At 59.0% G+C, this 18,367-nt stretch carries 14 protein-coding genes; 2 read left to right on the forward strand and 12 right to left on the reverse strand.

Annotated features, from left to right (window positions below; all coding sequences use genetic code 11):
- Positions 1–39 precede the first annotated feature (39 nt).
- The 10 genes from CKW26_RS14370 to CKW26_RS14415 form a co-directional block, all read right to left on the reverse strand.
- Positions 40–2,991 (reverse strand): autotransporter serine protease, encoded by a 2,952-nt coding sequence (locus tag CKW26_RS14370; protein ID WP_095049079.1) that lies wholly within the window; start codon positions 2,989–2,991, stop codon positions 40–42.
- A 263-nt stretch (positions 2,992–3,254) separates the two neighbouring features.
- Positions 3,255–4,625 (reverse strand): TolC family outer membrane protein, encoded by a 1,371-nt coding sequence (locus CKW26_RS14375; RefSeq protein ID WP_095049080.1) that lies wholly within the window; start codon positions 4,623–4,625, stop codon positions 3,255–3,257.
- A 2-nt stretch (positions 4,626–4,627) separates the two neighbouring features.
- Positions 4,628–5,977, reverse strand: a complete 1,350-nt coding sequence (locus CKW26_RS14380; RefSeq protein WP_034154169.1) for an HlyD family type I secretion periplasmic adaptor subunit — start codon at positions 5,975–5,977, stop codon at positions 4,628–4,630.
- On the reverse strand, positions 5,974–7,749 hold the full coding sequence (locus tag CKW26_RS14385; RefSeq protein WP_095049081.1) for a type I secretion system permease/ATPase: 1,776 nt from the start codon (positions 7,747–7,749) through the stop codon (positions 5,974–5,976). Before CKW26_RS14385 ends, CKW26_RS14380 begins: the two co-directional genes overlap by 4 nt.
- Positions 7,750–7,958: 209 nt before the next feature.
- Positions 7,959–8,381: an AprI/Inh family metalloprotease inhibitor gene (locus tag CKW26_RS14390; protein WP_156685509.1), complete on the reverse strand. Its 423-nt coding sequence runs from the start codon at positions 8,379–8,381 to the stop codon at positions 7,959–7,961.
- A gap of 93 nt (positions 8,382–8,474) precedes the next feature.
- Positions 8,475–9,920, reverse strand: a complete 1,446-nt coding sequence (locus CKW26_RS14395) for a serralysin family metalloprotease (RefSeq protein WP_095049082.1) — start codon at positions 9,918–9,920, stop codon at positions 8,475–8,477.
- Between the two features lie 456 nt (positions 9,921–10,376).
- On the reverse strand, positions 10,377–11,462 hold the full coding sequence (locus CKW26_RS14400; RefSeq protein ID WP_095049083.1) for a polyamine ABC transporter substrate-binding protein: 1,086 nt from the start codon (positions 11,460–11,462) through the stop codon (positions 10,377–10,379).
- Positions 11,463–11,520: 58 nt separating this feature from the next.
- On the reverse strand, positions 11,521–11,865 hold the full coding sequence (locus CKW26_RS14405) for a cupin domain-containing protein (protein ID WP_034154173.1): 345 nt from the start codon (positions 11,863–11,865) through the stop codon (positions 11,521–11,523).
- 42 nt (positions 11,866–11,907) lie between these two features.
- Positions 11,908–13,314: an FAD-binding oxidoreductase gene (locus tag CKW26_RS14410; protein ID WP_095049084.1), complete on the reverse strand. Its 1,407-nt coding sequence runs from the start codon at positions 13,312–13,314 to the stop codon at positions 11,908–11,910.
- 52 nt (positions 13,315–13,366) lie between these two features.
- A complete protein-coding gene (locus tag CKW26_RS14415) occupies positions 13,367–14,182 on the reverse strand; it encodes an AraC family transcriptional regulator (RefSeq protein WP_095049085.1) in 816 nt (271 codons plus the stop codon).
- Between the two features lie 263 nt (positions 14,183–14,445).
- Here CKW26_RS14415 and CKW26_RS14420 point away from each other — a divergent pair, with 263 nt between their 5' ends.
- The gene (locus tag CKW26_RS14420; protein ID WP_025109621.1) at positions 14,446–14,718 is read left to right on the forward strand and encodes a DUF1652 domain-containing protein; all 273 of its coding nucleotides are present in this window, start codon (positions 14,446–14,448) and stop codon (positions 14,716–14,718) included.
- Between the two features lie 49 nt (positions 14,719–14,767).
- Here the strand turns inward: CKW26_RS14420 and CKW26_RS14425 are convergent, their stop codons facing one another.
- Positions 14,768–17,242, reverse strand: coding sequence for a UvrD-helicase domain-containing protein (locus CKW26_RS14425; protein WP_095049086.1), 2,475 nt, complete (start codon positions 17,240–17,242; stop codon positions 14,768–14,770).
- Positions 17,243–17,519: 277 nt separating this feature from the next.
- Between CKW26_RS14425 and CKW26_RS14430 the strand changes: the two genes are divergently transcribed.
- Positions 17,520–18,215, forward strand: coding sequence for a pirin family protein (locus CKW26_RS14430; RefSeq protein ID WP_093431306.1), 696 nt, complete (start codon positions 17,520–17,522; stop codon positions 18,213–18,215).
- 31 nt (positions 18,216–18,246) lie between these two features.
- Here the strand turns inward: CKW26_RS14430 and CKW26_RS14435 are convergent.
- Positions 18,247–18,367 (reverse strand): transposase (locus tag CKW26_RS14435; RefSeq protein WP_141228961.1); only part of this gene is annotated, 121 nt, incomplete at its 5' end.

Raw genomic sequence — 18,367 nt, forward strand, 5'->3', positions numbered from 1 at the left:
GGAGCGTGGGAACGATCACCAGAAGCCGGGTTATCTTGCTTAGAACTGCCAGTTCAGGCTCAAGCCAACGCCATGCAGCTTTTCGCGACTGGCCAGTTGTCCGTTGTAATCAAGGTTGACCCGTACATCGCGGCTCAGCGCCAGGCTGGCCTGCACGCCGACCAACGCCGCGTCACGCACCAGCGCTGAACTCTCCACCGCGTACGGCGTGCCACCGCTGGCAAAGCGCAGATGCTGCTCGGAATCGATGTCGCTGAGGCTGTGCTGCCAGCCGAGATGGCCACTCACGTCGAGTGATTGCGCGGGCGAAAGATTGAACGTCTTGATCGCCCGCACACCGAGGGTGCTCAGCACCGCGTCACGTTGATCGCCGGAGCTTTTCAACGCCGCAGCGTCGCCCTTCTCGGTCAAACCTTCAGTGTCCAGATGCACGTAGGCCAGATTGGCGAACGGCTCCAGCGCCAGCGGTTGCAGGTGCAGGCGATAAGCCGCTTCGCCGAACACTTGCGTGGTCGCCGCGTCGACTTTGGCTTTCTGTTTGCCACTGACATCGCCGTATTGCAGATCGCGTTTCACATCGGCGCGATGCCAGCTGTAAGCCGCGCCCGTGCTCAAGCGCCAGGCGCCGAGTTCACGGCCGGCGTACGCGCCGAGGTGATAGCTGTCGACCTTGGCCGAGGAATGCGTGCCCGAACCCATGCTCAGCGAACTGTCGCTGTAACCGCTGACCAGACCGATGCGGGTCTGCTCGTCCAGCGCGCCATCGACACCGGCCAGCAGCCCGCCAATCGAGGTGTTGTAGCCCGCCGTGTCGTGGCTCGAATCGGTCGTGCCCCAGGCGCCGAGCGCCTTGACCCAGCCATTGCTTTGCGCAGCATTGGTATCGTGCAGACGCTCGCCTACTGCGTCACGCAACTGGCGGCTGTCGTTGATCAGCATTGAACTCAACGCCGGGTAGATCTCGCCGCTCAACTGCTGAAACGCCTGTTGTGCGGAACTCGCATCGGGTGAACGCAACAGGCTTTCGTAGACCGAATTGCCCGCGCCCAGGCCTTCGACGGCAGCGGCCACCGAGCGCTGATTCGGCGTTTGCCCGACACTGGCGAAGGTGGTCGAGTTACGTTCGATATCGAGTTGAATGCCATTGGCGGCGTAGTCGAGGCTGCCGCCGATAAACAGGTAATTCGGCAGCACCGCACCGAACTGGCCCTGAATGCCGCCAGCCGCTTGCAGAATGTCGTACTGGCGACCGAGCAGGCTTTGCGCCTCGGTGGTGCTAAGCAGCGTCGGGCTGTTTTCCAGCGACAGGCTGACCGTGGCGCCGCTGATAGTGGCGGTGCCCCCGGCAACGATGCGGTCGCTGCTGGTCGGCGACAGTTCAACGGCGTAAGTCGAACCGGGCGCGAAGATCACGTCACCGACCACGTTCAAGGTGCCGATGGAGTTGCCCGGCGCCACGCGAGCGCCGCTATTGGCGGTCAATGCGGCGATGCGGCCGGAACCGCCGAGGCTGCCGCTGTCATTCACCGTTACAGCGGAAGTCAGCGAGCCGTTGACCGTGAGCAAGCCGCCATTGACCGTGGTCGCACCGCGATAGGTATTGTCGCCGGTGAGGATCAACTGCCCGCCGCCGGACTTGATCAGGCTGCCTTGATAAATCCTGCTCGCCGCTGCCGCATCACGGGCAGTGCCGACCGCGTAATCGGTCTGATCCTGCTGACTGGCACCGGCAGCAACGCCGTTCTGCCAGCCCTTGTCTTGCAGGGTTTGCTGCCAGGCACTGTGCTCAGCAAGGTCTTCAGCCTGCCGCTGAATCAGCGCCTTGTCGGAGATGTCATTGCTCCAGACATCGCGCTGCCCTGCCCCCAAGTTGGCATCAAACGCACCGAGCAATTGCCCTGGCCCGCGCATCGCCCGGTTCAGGTTGGCCACGCCCCAGCCGACCCGCTCGGTCGGCGCAGCGGTGACCGAGCCATCCAGTTGCGTTGCGGTAGTCAGCAGCACTTCGAGCGTCTGCTGATTGGTCATGTACGGGTAGCGTTCCATCACCAGCGCCAGTGCCCCGGTCGCATGCGGCGCCGACATTGAGGTGCCGGACTTGATCGCGTAATCACCACCGGGAATGGTGCTGTCGATCTTCGCCCCCGGCGTGGTGATGCACCAGTATTTGGCGAGGCCGCACTGGTTGTACTTTTGCTGATTGCTTTGATCGAGGCCCGACACGGCCAGCCAGTGGCCCTCCAGATCCGGCTGAAAGTACGGCAGCGCGGAACGCACGCTGGCGTTCGGATAGCCGCTGTTGCCGGCGCTGAATACGTTGATCACGCCGCGCCGGGAAACATCCGCTGCCGCGTCGAGCCAGGTGCCTTTATTCCAGTGCTGAGCGTACGCGGCGTGCAGATCAGCCAGTGTCCGGTAGCTGACATCCGGCGGCTGGCTGCCCCAACTGTTGTTGATCGCGCGCACCCCAGCATCGGCGAGGGCGTCGTATACCGCTTTGAAATAGCGCGGATCGGGGTTGGGGCCGAAGAGAAAACTGTCGTTTTTGTTGGTGTTGCCGACGTAGATTTGTGCGTTGTACGCCACGCCGTGCATGCCGGTACCGTCGCGTGAGGCGCCCATGGTGCCGACGACATGCGTGCCGTGGGAGTCGTTGTTGGGGTTGAGGGTGCCATTGACGTTGAACAGTGAACCGTCAATGTAGCTGCCGCTGGCCAGTACCGGGTGATAGCGGTCGCTGGCGAATTCCGGGTGGGCGGCATCGAAACCGGAGTCGAGGGCGCCGATTTTCACGCCTTTACCGGTGATGCCGGCGGCGTAGGCTTGCTCTGCCTGCATCCGGCTCAGGCCCCAGTCGCGGAGGAATTCGGCGCTGCGCCAACTGCCGGGATCGCCGGGTTGGCCGGTTTCGAGATATTGCGCCTGAACCTGTGTTGCGGAAATCACAAGCAGCAGGGTACCGACCGAAATTGGCTTGATGCGTACGTCCATGTTCACCACTCACTTTTATTGTTTTATGCAGGTTCTTTTGCGGTGTCGCCTGTTCCCCTCACCCCAGCCCTCTCCCCCAGGAGAGGGAGCTGACCGAGGTGTCTTGCCTCATGCATCGACGTGAAAAACCGCGTCGATTTTGGATTCAGCTGGTCTCGCATCGACCTGAAAAACCGGCTCGATGTTGGATTCGGTGCCGCTCGTTCAAGTCGGTGTACTTCTGCAATATCCCCGGATCAGTCCCCTCTCCCTCTGGGAGAGGGTTAGGGTGAGGGCTGTTGAGCGACCACAAATGCCTCATCCACCCGCGCCAGATCCTGCTCGTTCAAGGTCCCGGCGTAGTAATGCAACTTGGTCCAGGCCATCAAATAGTCGTACCGCGCCTGCGCCAGATCACGGCGCGTGGTGAACAACTGCTGCTCGGCGTTCAACGCGTCGAGGCTGGTCCGCTCACCACCGAGAATGCTCTGCTTGGTCGACACCACCAGCGCTTCCGCCGAGCTCAATGCCTTCTGATAAGCGCGCAATTTGCTCACCCCGGACAAACAGGCACTGAACTGCCGCCGCAGTTCGATCAGCGTCTCACGCGTTTTGCCGTCCAGTTCGTATTCGGCCTGCTCCATAGTGCGGCTGGCCTGACGCGTCGACGCCGACACCCCGCCACCGGCATACAGCGGCACACTGACTTCAAAACCGATGGTGTTGGTTTCGTAGCGCTGGTTGTAGGTGTTGCCGCTTTCCGATTCGTTCTGGCGCATCGAGGCGTAGGCATTGATTTTCGGCAGATGCCCGGCGCGATTGCGCTCCACTTCATAACGCGCGACTTCCACGGCCTGGCGTTGCGAAGCCAGATTCGGGTTATTGCTCACCGCCATTTCATGCCAGGTGTCGTAATTGGCAGGCATCAGCGCGAAGGTCTGGAAGTTCTGATCGAGCGGCGCCAGATCACCGATGTCCACCGCCGGCGTACCCACCAGCGCACCCAACTCCCGCAGCGCGGCGTCCTGTTCGTTGCGCGCCTCGATCTCCTCGGCAGTCGCCAGTTCATAACGCGACTCAGCCTCGAGAATATCGGTACGCGTGCCCTCGCCTTGCTTGAACATGTGTTCGTTCTGCTGGAACTGCTGCTCGTACGCCTTTTTCTTCGCCTGAGCGATGTCGATCTGGTCCTGCGCGAACAGTGCCTTGGTGTAGTTGTCCAGTACGCGAACCAGCAACTCCTGGCTCTTACCGCGAAAGTTCTCGTCGGCAAACAACGACTGCGCGACACCTTTGCGATACGCGGCATAAGCCTCGTAATCGAGCAGCGGTTGTTGCAGGGTCAGCGCCGAGCCGTAACTGCTGTAGTTACGATCGTCGGTACGGTTACGCGCGCGCTCATCGAGAGACGTCGCTTTCGACGAGTTGCGCCCCTTGTTGTAGGTGTAACCGATGCGCGGCAACAGGCCGGCGCGGCCAATGGCGCGGTTTTCCAGGCCGGCATCGCGTTCCTTTATCGCGCCGAGGAACACCGGGTCATTGCGCAACGCCTGTTCGTAGATCTCGAACGGCCCCATGGCCGCCACTGCCGAGTGACTCGCGAGCAGCAAGAATGCTGCTGCGAGCGTGGAAAGCTTATTCATACAGCCGAACATCCTTATTCTTCGGTCAGCGCAGAGCCGGCCCGGTCAAGCAGCGGTTTGAACAGATAGTTGAGCAGTGAACGCTCACCCGTACGCACGAACATTTCTGCCGGCATGCCGGGCTTGATCACCAGACCGTTGAGTTTTTCCATGGCCTGATCGCTGACACTGCTGCGCAACACGTAGTACGGCACGCCGGTTTTCTCATCGACCATCTGGTCGGCGGAAATCAGGCTGACTTCCCCCGGTACACGCGGGGTTTTGCTCTGGTTGAACGCGGTAAACAGGATGTCCACCGGCAAATGCGCGCCGACCTTGTCGATCAGGTTGATCGGCAAGTGCCCTTCCACTTCCAGCGTGGTGCCTTGCGGGACGATCTCCAGCAATGTTTCGCCCTGACGCACGACCGCGCCTTCGGTATGCACGCCGAGATTGACCGCCACGCCATCGGCAGTGGCGATGATTTCGCTGTGTTGCAGATCGAAACCGGCGGAAGTCAGTTGCTCCGACAGAGTCACGCTTTTCAGCTGCGCGTCGGCCAGTTGCGTACGGACCTCCTTCTGATACTCCTCGGCGTGCTGTTGCAGTTTCAGCCGCGACTCGAGGATGCCCTGCTCGACCCGGCCGCTTTCGCCGGTGTTTTCCGCCAGTTGCTGCTGCACTTGCGACAGTTGCCGCTGGTACTCCATCAAGCGGTTACGCGGGATGTAACCGTTGTCGGCCAGCGGTTGCAAGTTGCTCAACTGCTGTTGCAGCGAGTCGGCCTGGGCATTGAGATCGGTACGGGCGCGGCGCATGCCGGCCAGTTGTGCGGTGGCGCCTTCGATGCTCGCACGCAGTCCGGCCTGCTCGCGGTAGTAAGCCTCGCGACGGCTGCTGAACAGTTGCCGCTGACCTTCAAGCACCAGCGCCAGGCGCGGATCCGGGTCATTGCTCAGCTCGGCGGGAAAGGTCACTTGCTTGAGGTTGTCGCGCTCGGCCTGCCAGCGCGCGAGGCTGGCCCAAGCCATGCGGTACTGTGCTTGCAGCGACTGCACGTCAGCGGCGACTTGCGTCTGGTCGAGGCGGAACAGCGGCTGGCCCTGCTTGACGATTTCGCCTTCGCGCACCAGGATCCGGCTGACCACGCCGCTGCTCATCGACTGCACGGCTTTGCGCTTGCCCGACACGACGACCGTGCCTTGCACCGGAATGCCTTGATCGAGCGGCGCCAGGGCCGCCCAAGTGAAGAAACTGCCGGCGCCAACGATCGCCAGAATCCAGCCCATGCGCGCGAAAAACTTCGCATCGCGTTCTGGGCGTTCGGTGATGTAGGCGTGTTCCATGCTCGCTTCGTTTTCAGTGTTCATGCTTGCGCTGCTCATACACCCGAATTCCTTGTCGAGGGCTGATACTGTCGGCTCATGCTGAGCCCGCCCGGTGCCGGTGCAGCTTTTTCCCGTTGTTGTTCTTGCTGGCCGGAAAGTGCCTTGAGCACGTCCTGACTCGGGCCGAAGGCTTGCAGACGCCCGTCATTGAGCACCAGCAGTTTGTCGGCCTGGGCCAACACCGAAGAACGGTGCGTGACCAGCACTACCGTAGTGCCTTGGGCTTTGAGCGCGGCGATGGCGCTGGCCAATGCCGCTTCACCGACGGTGTCGAGGTTGGAATTCGGCTCATCCAGCACCACCAGACTCGGCGTGCCGTACATTGAACGCGCCAGTGCCACACGCTGCTTCTGGCCGCCGGACAAACCACTGCCGTCCTCGCCCAGTTGCGTGTCGTAGCCTTGCGGCAGGCGCAGGATCATTTCGTGGACGCCGGCCTGTTGCGCAGCGGCGACGACTTTCTGCGGATCGGCCTCGCTGAAACGCGCAATGTTCTCGGCGATGCTGCCGCTGAACAGCTCGATGTCTTGCGGCAGATAACCGATATAGGGACCGAGTTGGTCGCGGTTCCAGCGATGGATATCCGCGCCATCGAGACGCACGGTGCCGCCAAGGGTAGGCCAGACCCCGACCAGCACACGGGCCAGCGTCGACTTGCCGGAACCGGAAGCACCCAGCACACCCAGCACTTCACCGGCGCCCAAGTTGAAATTGACCATCTGCAAAGTCGCCGCACGTTGTCCCGGTGGGCCGGCGCTGACCTGTTCGAAAGTGATCTGGCCTTTCGGCGGCGGCAGCGCCATGGCGTCGTCGCTAGGCGGGAACGCTTGCAGCAAGGCATCGAGACGGCGGTAAGCCAGCTTCGCCCCGCTCCACTGCTTCCACACCGCGATCAATTGGTCGATCGGGCTGAGCACGCGGCCCATCAGGATCGAACCGGCGATCATCATCCCGGCGGTCATGTCGCCTTTGATCACCAACAAAGCACCCAGGCCCAACACCAATGATTGCAGGCACAGGCGCAGGGTTTTGCTCAACGAGCTGATCACCGCACCGGTGTCACTGGCCTGGTTTTGCAGGCCGAGGAAACGCGAATGCACCTGGAACCAGCGCTTACGCAGCGAACCCAGCATGCCCATCGCCTGAATGGTTTCGGCATTGTGCAAATGGCTGGTGGCCAACTGGCTGGACTTCTGCGAATAACCGGCCGCTTCGCCCAGCGGCTTTTTGGTCATGTATTCGTTGAGACAGGCCAAGCCGATCAGCAGCAGTGCGCCTGCTGTGGCGAGCACACCGAGCCAGACGTTGAACAGGTAAATCACAAACAGGTAGACCGGGAACCATGGCGCATCGAAAAACGCGAACAGCGCCGGCCCGGTAACGAATTGACGAATGTGCGTCAGATCGCCCAGTGATTGCCCAGCGTTGCCCTCGCCCTTGAACAGGTTGCGCTCGAACGCAGCTTGGTAGACGCGCAGGTTGAAGCGGCGCTCCAACTGGCTGCCGATGCGAATCACGATAAAGCTGCGCACCACTTCCAGCAGGCCGATAAAGGCGAAGAAACCGACCACCATCAGCGACAGCATCGCCAGGGTCGTTTCGTTCTGCGACGACAGCACCCGGTCATAGACCTGGAGCATATAGATGGAGGGCACCAGCATCAGCACGTTAATCAGTGCGGTAAAGCAGCCGACGCTGATCAGGATACTTTTATAGTCAGCCAATGCCTTGAATAAGGGAGCGGTGGCTGGGGCCTTCGCCATCTTCATCGATTCGTCCTGAAATGATTGGACCCGCCACACTTGGGCGAGCCTTCAATTAATGTTCCGCTTACCTGCGAAAGATGACTTGCAAGTACCCGCTTACACTTTCATAACAACTTGCGTAATTAATTGCGGTGCAGTTGTCAGTCCGCGCTGCTTATAACCATAGCGTGGCGCTTTATATTAAAACTTTGTCGCGTTGTGGATAATCAAGGTTATTGCGCCACGCGCTCAAGGGTAATCATCAAGCCAGACTTCAAAGTAGTCTGATAAAACCCGTCACGTTGTCGACTGAAAAACTGGATTCTTGAACCTTCCTCGCCGGTGATCGACAGGCCGTCCGGATCGGGAAACCAGCCGATCGGGGTTGCTTCAAGCCATGCTCCGAGGCAGTCAGCACCTTTGCTCAAGGTTTTGTTTGCCTGCAATTCGACGATGCACGTGTTCGAAGGCTTGTCCTGGTGCTTTTGCGCTTTTGCATCATCAGAACGCTCTGACAATGTCGCTTGCCACTGCCCCGCAAACACCGAGGGTTCTTCAAGTCTGAGGCTGCTTGCCATACCGGTTTCTCCTGAAATCATGATGAGCGCCGCCGAGAGCCACGCCATTGCCTTGTAGGTAAAAGCTTTACAGATCATAGGAATATTCGCTCCGGCGTGTAGCCTTGCTTACAGAGCAACACGATGCAAGTGGAGAAAGCGACGTATCACACGCCGCTTTCCACTTCTACATCACGCCACGATGTCGCTGGTCGCTGCCTGGCCAACGGTGCTGACCTGGAAGTCCGCCACGCCGTGCCCGGAGAAGTCCACCGACAGCAGGCTATTGCCACCCGACGAAGTCAGAATGGCGTCGCCGGCAGAACCGGTGAAGCTGCTGACGAAGTGCAGGCCGGCACCGTTGGTGATACCGGTCAGGTCGATTTTGTCCAGACCGCTGACGAAATCGAGGATCTGATCGATCGCACCTGGCTTGGAGTCAGAGCTGGCAGCGAACACAAACGTGTCCGAACCGGCACCGCCCCACAGCTTGTCAGCACCACCGCCACCCCAGAGGATGTCGTTGCCGGCACCGCCCTTGAGTTCGTTGGCCACGCTATTGCCGATCAACAGATCGTTGCCAGAACCACCGATAGCGTTCTCGATGATCGCGCCTTTGGCGATGGATACGTTACCCACCATGCCGCCAACGTCGGAGAACGAGGCGTCTTTGAGGTTGATCTTCTGGTTCTGGGTGAAGCCCGAGAAGTCCAGAGTGTCCTTGCCGCCCGCGTCCCACACCGAGAACACTACTTTGTCACTCGACGACGAAGCGCTGAGGAAATCACGGCCAGTGTTGGAGTTGAAGCCGTAGGTGGTGTCACCGGTACGGGTGGTGGTGTTGGCACCGTAGAGCTTCTGGATGGCAGCGATATCGTCCATCAGCGGGCCGGACGAATACGCTTCGACACCACCCTTGCTGAAGTTCTGACTGGTGTTGCTTTCGCTCCAGTAGCTCATGACGCTGTAGCCGCGGGTGTCTTGGCCGTAGGACGCGTCGTTGTAGGTCGGATTGCCATTCCCGGCGTTGTAGTCACCAGGGTGAGCGAGGCCCAGGCTGTGGCCGATTTCGTGAGTCAGGGTCTGACGACCGTAGTTGTTCAGATCCGGATTCTTGTTCTGCGTGTAGCCACTGTTGATCAGGTACCACGAGGTGCCGTCATAACCGGCGCCGGTGCCTGGCAGGTAGGCGAACGCTGCAGCGCCATCCTGGCCACCGCTGTAGTTACCGAAGGTCATGTGGCCGTCACCGCCCGAGGCTTTCTCGGTGAAGGTCACGTTGGCCACGTCAGCCCAGGATTGCATGGCGAGCTTGGCCTGGGCCTGTTGTTGTGCACTGAACTGACTGAACCCAGTGATCCCGTGCTTGTTCATCGTGCTGGACGATGCCGAGGTCAGGAACGTATAGGTGAGTTCGATCTTGCCGCTGCCGTCCTTGTCCTGGTAGGCAGCGCCGTCGCGCAGCAACTGGGTTGCGGCCTGATCGACGGAAAAGGAGGGTTTGCCATTGACCGTGAGGTTGCCGCCACGATCGTATTGATGGCTGAAGCTATTGATCTGGTTGTACGCCGAGCTGAAGGCTGACAGCTGGAAAGCCTGTTCGGCGGTATCAATAGCATTCGTTTTAACTTTCGACATAAACACACTTCCTTGTTTAGCAATGGAACAGTTTTTGTCCGATAGGACTCTCTCTGGCGAGATCGTCCTATCACTCGCCCAATGAAGGCGTAAGAAACCTGACACAATTTGAAATCTGCCGTAAAGGATTTTTTTGAGATCAAATCGGGCTGTTTCGTAAAACTGCCGTAAACAAAGCGTGCGGAGGTGGAAGAATGTTTTAGTTGCGAAGCTTTTGCCTAATTGTCTGACGATTTTCTATTTAAATATTAAATATGGGTAAGTTGTTTTTTGTTAGGCGCGTCTCACTTTTCTGCACTTTATTAGTGCGATGCCAGTGTATTGATATCAACCAGATTGCTCGCCCAAACTGTAGGAGCTGACGAGTGAAACGAGGCTGCGATCTTTTGACTTTGCCTTTCAAAAGCAAGATCAAAAGATCGCAGCCTGCGGCAGCTCCTACAGGGGAAAAGCGGGTCAGCTACCCGTGCGGATCTTGTTCCACACCCGCGTGCGGATCCGGTCAATGTTCAACGGCATCGCCTCCAGCGCAAACAGTTTGCCCATCATCTCCGGGCTCGGGTAAACCTTGGTGTCGTTCTTGATCGCCGGGTCGATCAGGCTGTCCGCCTGCTCATTGCCATTGGCGTAGTGCACATAGTTGCTGATGCCGGCCATTACGTCCGGGCGCAGCAGGTAGTTCATGAACGCATAACCGGCCTTCTCGTCCGGCGCATCGACAGGCATGGCGACCATGTCGAACCAGATCGCCGCGCCTTCCTTGGGAATTGCGTAGCCAATGTCGACGCCATTTTTCGCTTCTTTGGCGCGGTTCTCGGCCTGCAGGATGTCGCCGGAGAAACCGACCGCCACGCAGATGTCGCCGTTGGCCAGGTCGCTGGTGTATTTCGAGGAGTGGAAATAGCTGACGTAAGGCCGGACTTTCATCAGTAGCGCTTCGGCTTTTTTATAGTCCTCGGGATTTTTGCTGTGGTGTGGCAGACCCAGGTAGTTGAGCGCCGCCGGCAGCAATTCCGGGCCGTTGTCGAGGATCGCCACACCGCACTTCTGCAGTTTTTCCATGTACTCGGGCTTGAAGATCAGGTCCCAGGAGTCCACGGGTGCGTTCTCGCCCAGCACCGCTTTGACCTTGGCGATGTTGTAGCCGATGCCGGTGCTGCCCCACAGATAGGGGAAGCCGTGTTCGTTGTTCGGATCATTGGTCTGCAGCGCTTTGAGCAGCACCGGATTGAGGTTCTTCCAGTTCGGCAACTGACTCTTGTCGAGCTTCTTCAGCGCCCCGCCCTGAATCTGCCGGGCCATAAAGTGGTTGGACGGAAACACCACGTCGTAACCGGATTTACCGGTCATCAACTTGCCGTCGAGGGTTTCGTTGCTGTCGTAGACGTCATAGGTGACCCCCATGCCCGTCTCTTTTTCGAAGTTCTTGGTGGTGTCCGGCGCAATGTAGTCGGACCAGTTGTAAACCTTGACCGTTTCCGCTGCCTGAGCAAGGGAAACAGCAAGCATCAGCGGTGCCAGAGCGAGGGTCTTGCGGATCATGGATCGATTCCTGTGTGGGTTTTCTTTTTTGTTGGCAGGCAATCAAAGGATCAAACAATCAGAAAATCAGCACGTAGCTCTTGCGCACGGTTTCCTGGATATCCCAGACACCGAGCGTGTTGGCCGGCAACATCAGTGCGTCGCCACCTTGTATGTGCAGGGTTTCGCCGCCACCGTCGGGGGTGAACGTGCAGCGCCCGGAAATGAAATGGCAGAACTCTTGCGCGGTGATTTGCCGACGCCAGCGCCCGGGCGTGCATTCCCAGACGCCGGTTTCGACGCCGTCATCGCGCTCGACGCTGGTGGTCGAAGCAATCGCCACCGGCTCGCCGAGGGGCACGGCCACCGGGTTGGACTCGTCAAGTTGCAATGTCGCGGTGTTTTTGAACTGGGTAATGCTCATGGTCTGACCTGTCTTTTGGGCTTTCTTAAAGTAAATCGACGTTCAATGCATGAAGCCTTCCATGAAACCCGCCACTTGGCTGGCGAGTTTGCGCCGCCAAGGCGCGGTCGCCGGGTTGGCCAGGGTCTGGTCTTCGTGGACGAAACTTTTGATGATCGCGTTGTAGCCCAACCAGCGGCATGGCTCCGGCTCCCACGCGCGCAGCGCATGAATGCCACCATCCGGCAGCACCCACGGTTGCTGGGTCAGTTCGCTGTCGCGCTCAAGAATCAAGTCCGCCAGGGTGCGCCCGCCGAGATTGCTCGCGCCGACGCCCTCCCCGCCATAACCGCCGGACAGCGCGATGCCATTGGCGCGATCGCAAAGCATGTGCGGTTTGAAATGCCGGGACATCCCGAGGTTGCCGCCCCAGGCGTGGGTGATCTGCACGTTTTTCAGCTGCGGGAACAGTTCGCCGAACAGATAACGGCGCAACTCGACTTCATCACGAGTCAGATCAAAGTTATGGCGCAGCTTGCCAGCGAACTGGTAACCGCCACGGGCGCCGAAGATCAGCCGATTGTCGGCGCTGCGCTGGCCATAAGTGACCTGACGGCTGAATTCGCTGAACGCCTGACCCCGGCTGAGGCCAATTTCGTCCCAAGTCGCGGCAGACAATGGCTCGGTGGCGACAATCAGGCTTTGCACCGGTAGCTGATAGCGGCCCAGCGGTGGCAAGGTCACCGAATAACCTTCGACGGCTGGCACGATCCAGCGACTGCGCACGCTGGCTTTCGCTGTGCGTAGACTGCCCGACTGCCAATGGGTAACCGGGCTGTTTTCGTAGATCTTCACGCCCATGCTCTGCACGGTGCGCGCCAGGCCGCGTACCAGTTTCGCCGGGTGGATGGTCGCCACGTGCGGCGCGTAAATCCCGCCATAAGGCTTGGCGACGCGGATCTGCTGCGCCAGTTGCTCGGGGCTGAGCCAACGATAATCGTCGTCGGTCAGGCCTTGGGCGTGCAGTTTGCCCAAGTACTCGCGCAGAGAGGCTTCTTGTTCCGGGTAACGCGCCGCGCAGTACAACACGCCGCCCTTGCGGTAATCACAATCGATACCTTCGCGTTCGAGGACGACTTCCACTTCATCGGGAATGCTGTGCAGCAGATCAAAGGACGCGCGGCGCTGTTCCGGCGAGAGGCCGGCCAACAAACGATCTTCGCCGAGCAGGTTGCCCATCAACCAGCCGCCATTGCGACCGGAAGCGCCGAAACCGGCGGTCTGTGCTTCGACAATCGCGATGTCGAGTCCCGGCGCGAGTTTCTTCAGGTAGTACGCGGTCCACAGGCCCGTGTAACCGGCGCCGATGATCGCCACGTCGACGTCCAGATCACGCTCAAGCTCGGGCCGCGCGGTCAGCGGCTCATCGAGTTGGTCCATCCACAAACTGATAGTGCGCCACGCCGGCATGCAAGACTCCGCCACTGAAAACCTTCGATGGCGTCGATCCTAGTGGCTGTGCTCAGTGGATGTCTTGCGCGCGTGCCCGCAAAGAAATTTGTTTCGCGTAAGCCTTGGGCGACTGACCGGTGTGCTGACGGAAACAGCTGTAGAACGCCGATAACGAATTGAAACCCGCAGCGAAAGCCAGTTCATCGATGCGCACCGGCGGCGCGGCGTTATCGAGCGAGCGCAGCAGATGTTGCAGGCGCGCCTGATTGACGTAGCGATAGAAACTTTGCCCGAGCACCTGGTTGAGCAGATAGGAAATCTGATTGCGGCTGTACCCGCACTCCTTCGCCACCCGCTGCAAATCGAGTTCGGGATCAAGATACGGCTGTTGCTTTTCGAAATACTGCTGCAGGTCTTCGGCCATAAAGCTCAACTGACGCGGCGACAAGCCCAGGCGACTGACTGCCGGGCGCTGACTTGACGAGGCCTTGCCAGCAGTTTGCGTGCGCACCAGCGAAGCGTATTCGTTGACGCGCCAGATCAGCCCGTCCCTGACCGTGAGCGCCTCGCTGGAGCGAAACGACACCAGACCGTCGCCGCCGCGCAAGGTCACTTCGTATTGGATGAATGCGGTGTTGCCGTCGACGCGAATGCGGTCGCAATGCTCAAGCAGTTCGTCGGATTCTCGCGGCATGCTGACGCGCACGTACTCGCGTAACTCGTTGAGGCCGAGCACGCGGTTCTGGAAGAAATCGTTGTACTGAATGTCCGGATGATACAGCGCCATGACGCTGTCGAGGTCGCGGTGTTTCCAGCTCAGGTGATAGCGCATGACCGTTGCAGCCGTGGCTTGGGTCTGTTCAGGGCCGTCGTCGTCGGCGTGCATAAAGGGCTCGGCACAAAAAACCCGAGCTTGCCCAAGTTCGCCACAGGCTTCAATGACTAATCCATAGTGGCGTTCTGGCGATGATTGCGTAGGCCGTGACTTACATCAAAAAATGCGAAGCAATCGCAAAATGAACTGAAAAATCTCACAGGAATTTCACATGCGGATGCTACTTTTAATGTCAGTCACCGGTTGAGCCAATGAAGGCTCTTCCCACCTAACATGAGCAAACGGAAGCGCTCGATGAAGAAGGCGGGCAACATATGAATAAAGGGTCAAGCAAAGTCACGTTCCCCAACGCATGCCAGTTGATGCGCTGGCATTTCCATCCGATGGGTTTCGAGGCAACGATGGACGCACCGGGCAGTATGATCGCCCGACTGTTCGATCGTGCCAGCGGCGAAACCATGATCGCTATCGCCGGGATCCCGTGCGCGACGGTGATGAATGCAGCGGATGTCGAGCGAATCATCGAGGCTGTGGAGGACGAGCTGGAAGCGTTCATTCCTCCGGAGTCTCTCAAGAGTTACGCATAAGTTTATGATTTAAAACGAAAAGCCCGCAGCGATGCGGGCTTTTTTGTGCTTACGCGGTTTGCTTGGCGGCGCGGTGATCAACGAAGAACGGTTTGCCTTTGGCCACCCGGTCGGACGCCCGGGGCATGTTCACCGCTTGCGCTTCCTGCGGTTCGACATACCAGTAGCAATGGCTGACCGCCCGCGTGATGCCGACATACGCCAGGCGCAGGATTTCGTCTTTCTGCGCCGTGTCGTAGGGCTCGCTGTCGCCCGACTTGCCTAGGCCCGCCATGCGATAGACCTGATTCTTGTAGGGCGAACTGGTCAGATGCTGGCAATCACCGAGCAGAAACACCGCGTCAGCCTGCAAGCCTTTGGCGCTGTGGTAGGTCAGCTGCTTCAGGCGTCGCGCTTCGTACGGCAAGCTCGAATCAACATTAACTACAGACTGAATATGCTCTTCTATCAATAACTTATCGCTGCTTTTTCGATAAAGCATCAAGATTGAGTGACCTTGACGATAATGTTCGGCAAGGCGCTGGCCCAAGGCCTGATCGTCGCGCTCCAGCACATTGACCGGTTGCAACGGCTTGGGTGCGCCGCTGGCCTTGGCTTTTTTGCCCGGGATCGCCGGTGCCGCGCGAACGATATGTTCAGCGGCATCAATGATGTGCTGGTGACTGCGGTAGTTATCACTGAGCATTACCCGCGTAGTGCTCGGCGACGGGAACTCCTTGTCGAACGCCATGAAATAACTCGGCGAACTGCCGCGCCAACCGTAAATCGACTGCCAGTCATCACCGACGCACAGCAACGACGAACGCTGCGCGCCCCGCCCGACGTGCATGGCCGGGCCACGACTGCGGATTTCCGTCAGACTTGCACGAATCCACGAGACGATCTGTGGCGAAACGTCCTGAAATTCGTCGATCATCAAGTGCGACAACGGCCTGAGTAACTCGTCGCTCAACAGCTTGAGGTTCTCCGGCGAATGCTCGCTGAACAGCGCGAACATGCGGTTGTAGGTCATGATCGGCGGTTTCTGATCGAGCAAATGATCTTCAAAGGCGCGCCAGAACAGACTCAAGGCTTCAAAGAAGAAACGATCCGGGTCGTCCTTGGCGAAACTCATGCGACCGACCGCGTCAGGCACATCCAGGCCGAGGTTCTCGATGAAGCCTGCCGCCGCCACAAAACAGTCGAGCAATGGCGCGGAAGCCAGCTCACCCTTGACCTTGTAATCGAAGCCCGGCCCGGCACTGGCATCGCCTGCCAAAGTAGCCAGAACACGTTTTGATGACTCATAACTATCAAGCCAAATCAAAGGCTTACGACAGAAAGCTTGAAACAGGGTGCGCTTGACTGCCCACTCTGCGCGCACGCTGAGCTTGGCGTTTGGCCGACTGACCTGCGGGTTTTCCCGCGGATCGAAACCGAGCACCACCCACGCATCCAGGCTCGGAATGTAACCATGACAATGAAATTTCGCGCCGTTGATATCGAAACTCTGCCGATTCGGCTCAATGCCCTTGATCGGCCAAGCACCCGCGCGGAACCACAGATCTTCGATGGCGTCGCACAGCTCTTCGTCGCGCCGGGATGCCAGCTCCGTTACCGCGACGCGCTTCTGCACATCCGGGTGATCACGCTCCAGCTCCTTGAGCTGCAAACCCGCGCGCGACAGTGGCTGAATCAGATGTCGAAAACGCTCGTCCTCGTTGAACAAGCGGTGATAGCAGGCGTTGAGTTGCTGACGTTGCGCATCGTTGATGCGCAGGTCGAACGGATTACTGTCGACCTCCTCCTCAGCACCCTGAACTCGATGACTGAGGTTTTCAAAGGCCTGCAAGCGCTCGAAACCCGGCAAGCTGCGCACCATCGGCAGAATGCGCGAGTGGAAGGTACGCACCAGTTCGCGTGCCTGGCGCAGGTTCAGCGCGTGCCCCCAGAGCGCGAACAGCTCGATCAGTTTGTTGATGAAATCCTTGCGCGACTCGCGGGTGAAGGTCACTACGGTCATCGAATCCAGCTCAAAACCCAGATAGTGGTTGAGCAACAGAATACGCAGAACCAGCGTGGTGGACTTACCCGCGCCCGCGCCGGCAACCACTGAGGTTGACGGGGTTTCGCTGAAAATCATCTTCCATTGCGCGGTACTTGGCTGAGCATGCTCAGGCAACAAACGGGCAACATCGGCCTTCATGCGTTTTTTCAGCTCGGCCGTCAACGGCAGGCGCCAATCATCGAACAGATGATTGTCGACGCTGGGCGGGCGATGCTCGGTGTTGCGACTGTCACGGATCAGCAGCACCTGCCGGCCCTCTTCCAGCCCCTCAAGCTTGCCTTCCTTAAAGCCATATTCGACGCCAGCGGTATGGCCACTGCGGAAACCATCGGCCTGACCGTGCAACCACGACGCACGGTGCTGCGCGCGCAGTCGGGTCAAACCGTGGCCGAAGAAGCGTGCAGCCAGGCGTTTGAACCATGGCATCTCGGCCAAGGGGCGAAGTTCGGGAGGAAGATCGGGGGTGTGTTGCGCCACGCTGACGGGCTCCAGTGTGTGAGGCTGTTGCGGCTATGGTGTCTGTATTTGCCGCTCAGTTCTAGCGAAATGCTTTCAGGTCATTGGTTTAGGCGATGAACTGAAGGTGGGATGAGATGCTTCACAACTATTTTCTTATCGAGTATTTCGATTATAACGCCGCACTTTTTACGCTTTTTATCGATTATTGACTGATAGATGATGGCCGTCATAAACCACCGGTCCCGCGTCGGGTGCGCCCTTCACACCTCGCGTCGAACCTTTTGAGGAGACGATCATGCTTGAACTCAGACCCTTCAGCTCGCTGGGCGGCGCCCATCACGGCTGGCTGGATGCCCATCACCACTTTTCGTTCGCCGAGTACTACGACCCGCAGCGCATGAGCTGGGGCAACCTGCGGGTGTGGAACGATGACGTGATCGCAGCCGGCACTGGCTTTCCCCAGCATCCGCATCGCGACATGGAAATCATCACGTATGTTCGTGAAGGTGCTATCACTCACCAGGACAACCTGGGCAACAAGGGCCGCACCGAAGCTGGCGACGTGCAGGTAATGAGCGCGGGTACCGGCATCGCTCACAGCGAATACAACCTGGAAGCCAAGGACACCAAGATCTTTCAGATCTGGATCCTGCCAACGGAAACCGGCGCACCACCCTCCTGGGGTGCCAAACCGTTCCCGAAAGGCCAGCGCGAAGGTTTTGTCACCTTGGCCAGCGGCAAGGACGGCGATGACCAGAGCCTGCGGATTCGCGCTGATGCGCGATTGGTCGCAGCCAACCTCAAGGCGGGCGAAACTGCCGAATATCATCTGGATGAAGGCCGTCGCGCCTACCTGGTGCCGGCCACTGGCCTGATTGAAGTCAACGGCTTGCGCGCACAAGCTCGAGACGGCGTGGCGGTAGCGCAGGAACGGGTGCTGAGCGTTACGGCCCTTGAGGACAGCGAAATCGTCCTGGTGGATCTGGCCTGATGGCTTGAATGGCAGGCAAAAAAAGGGTTCTTCACGGATTACCGGGAAAGACGCTCTTGATCTTCATGAAAAAGAATTCGCTATCTCGGTAACCGTACGCCATCCGCTTGATGACCTTTATTCGATTGTTTATTCCTTCCAACTGACCGGTG

Origin of the sequence: Pseudomonas sp. Irchel s3h9, assembly GCF_900187475.1 — a bacterium.
Classification (GTDB): domain Bacteria; phylum Pseudomonadota; class Gammaproteobacteria; order Pseudomonadales; family Pseudomonadaceae; genus Aquipseudomonas; species Aquipseudomonas neuropathica.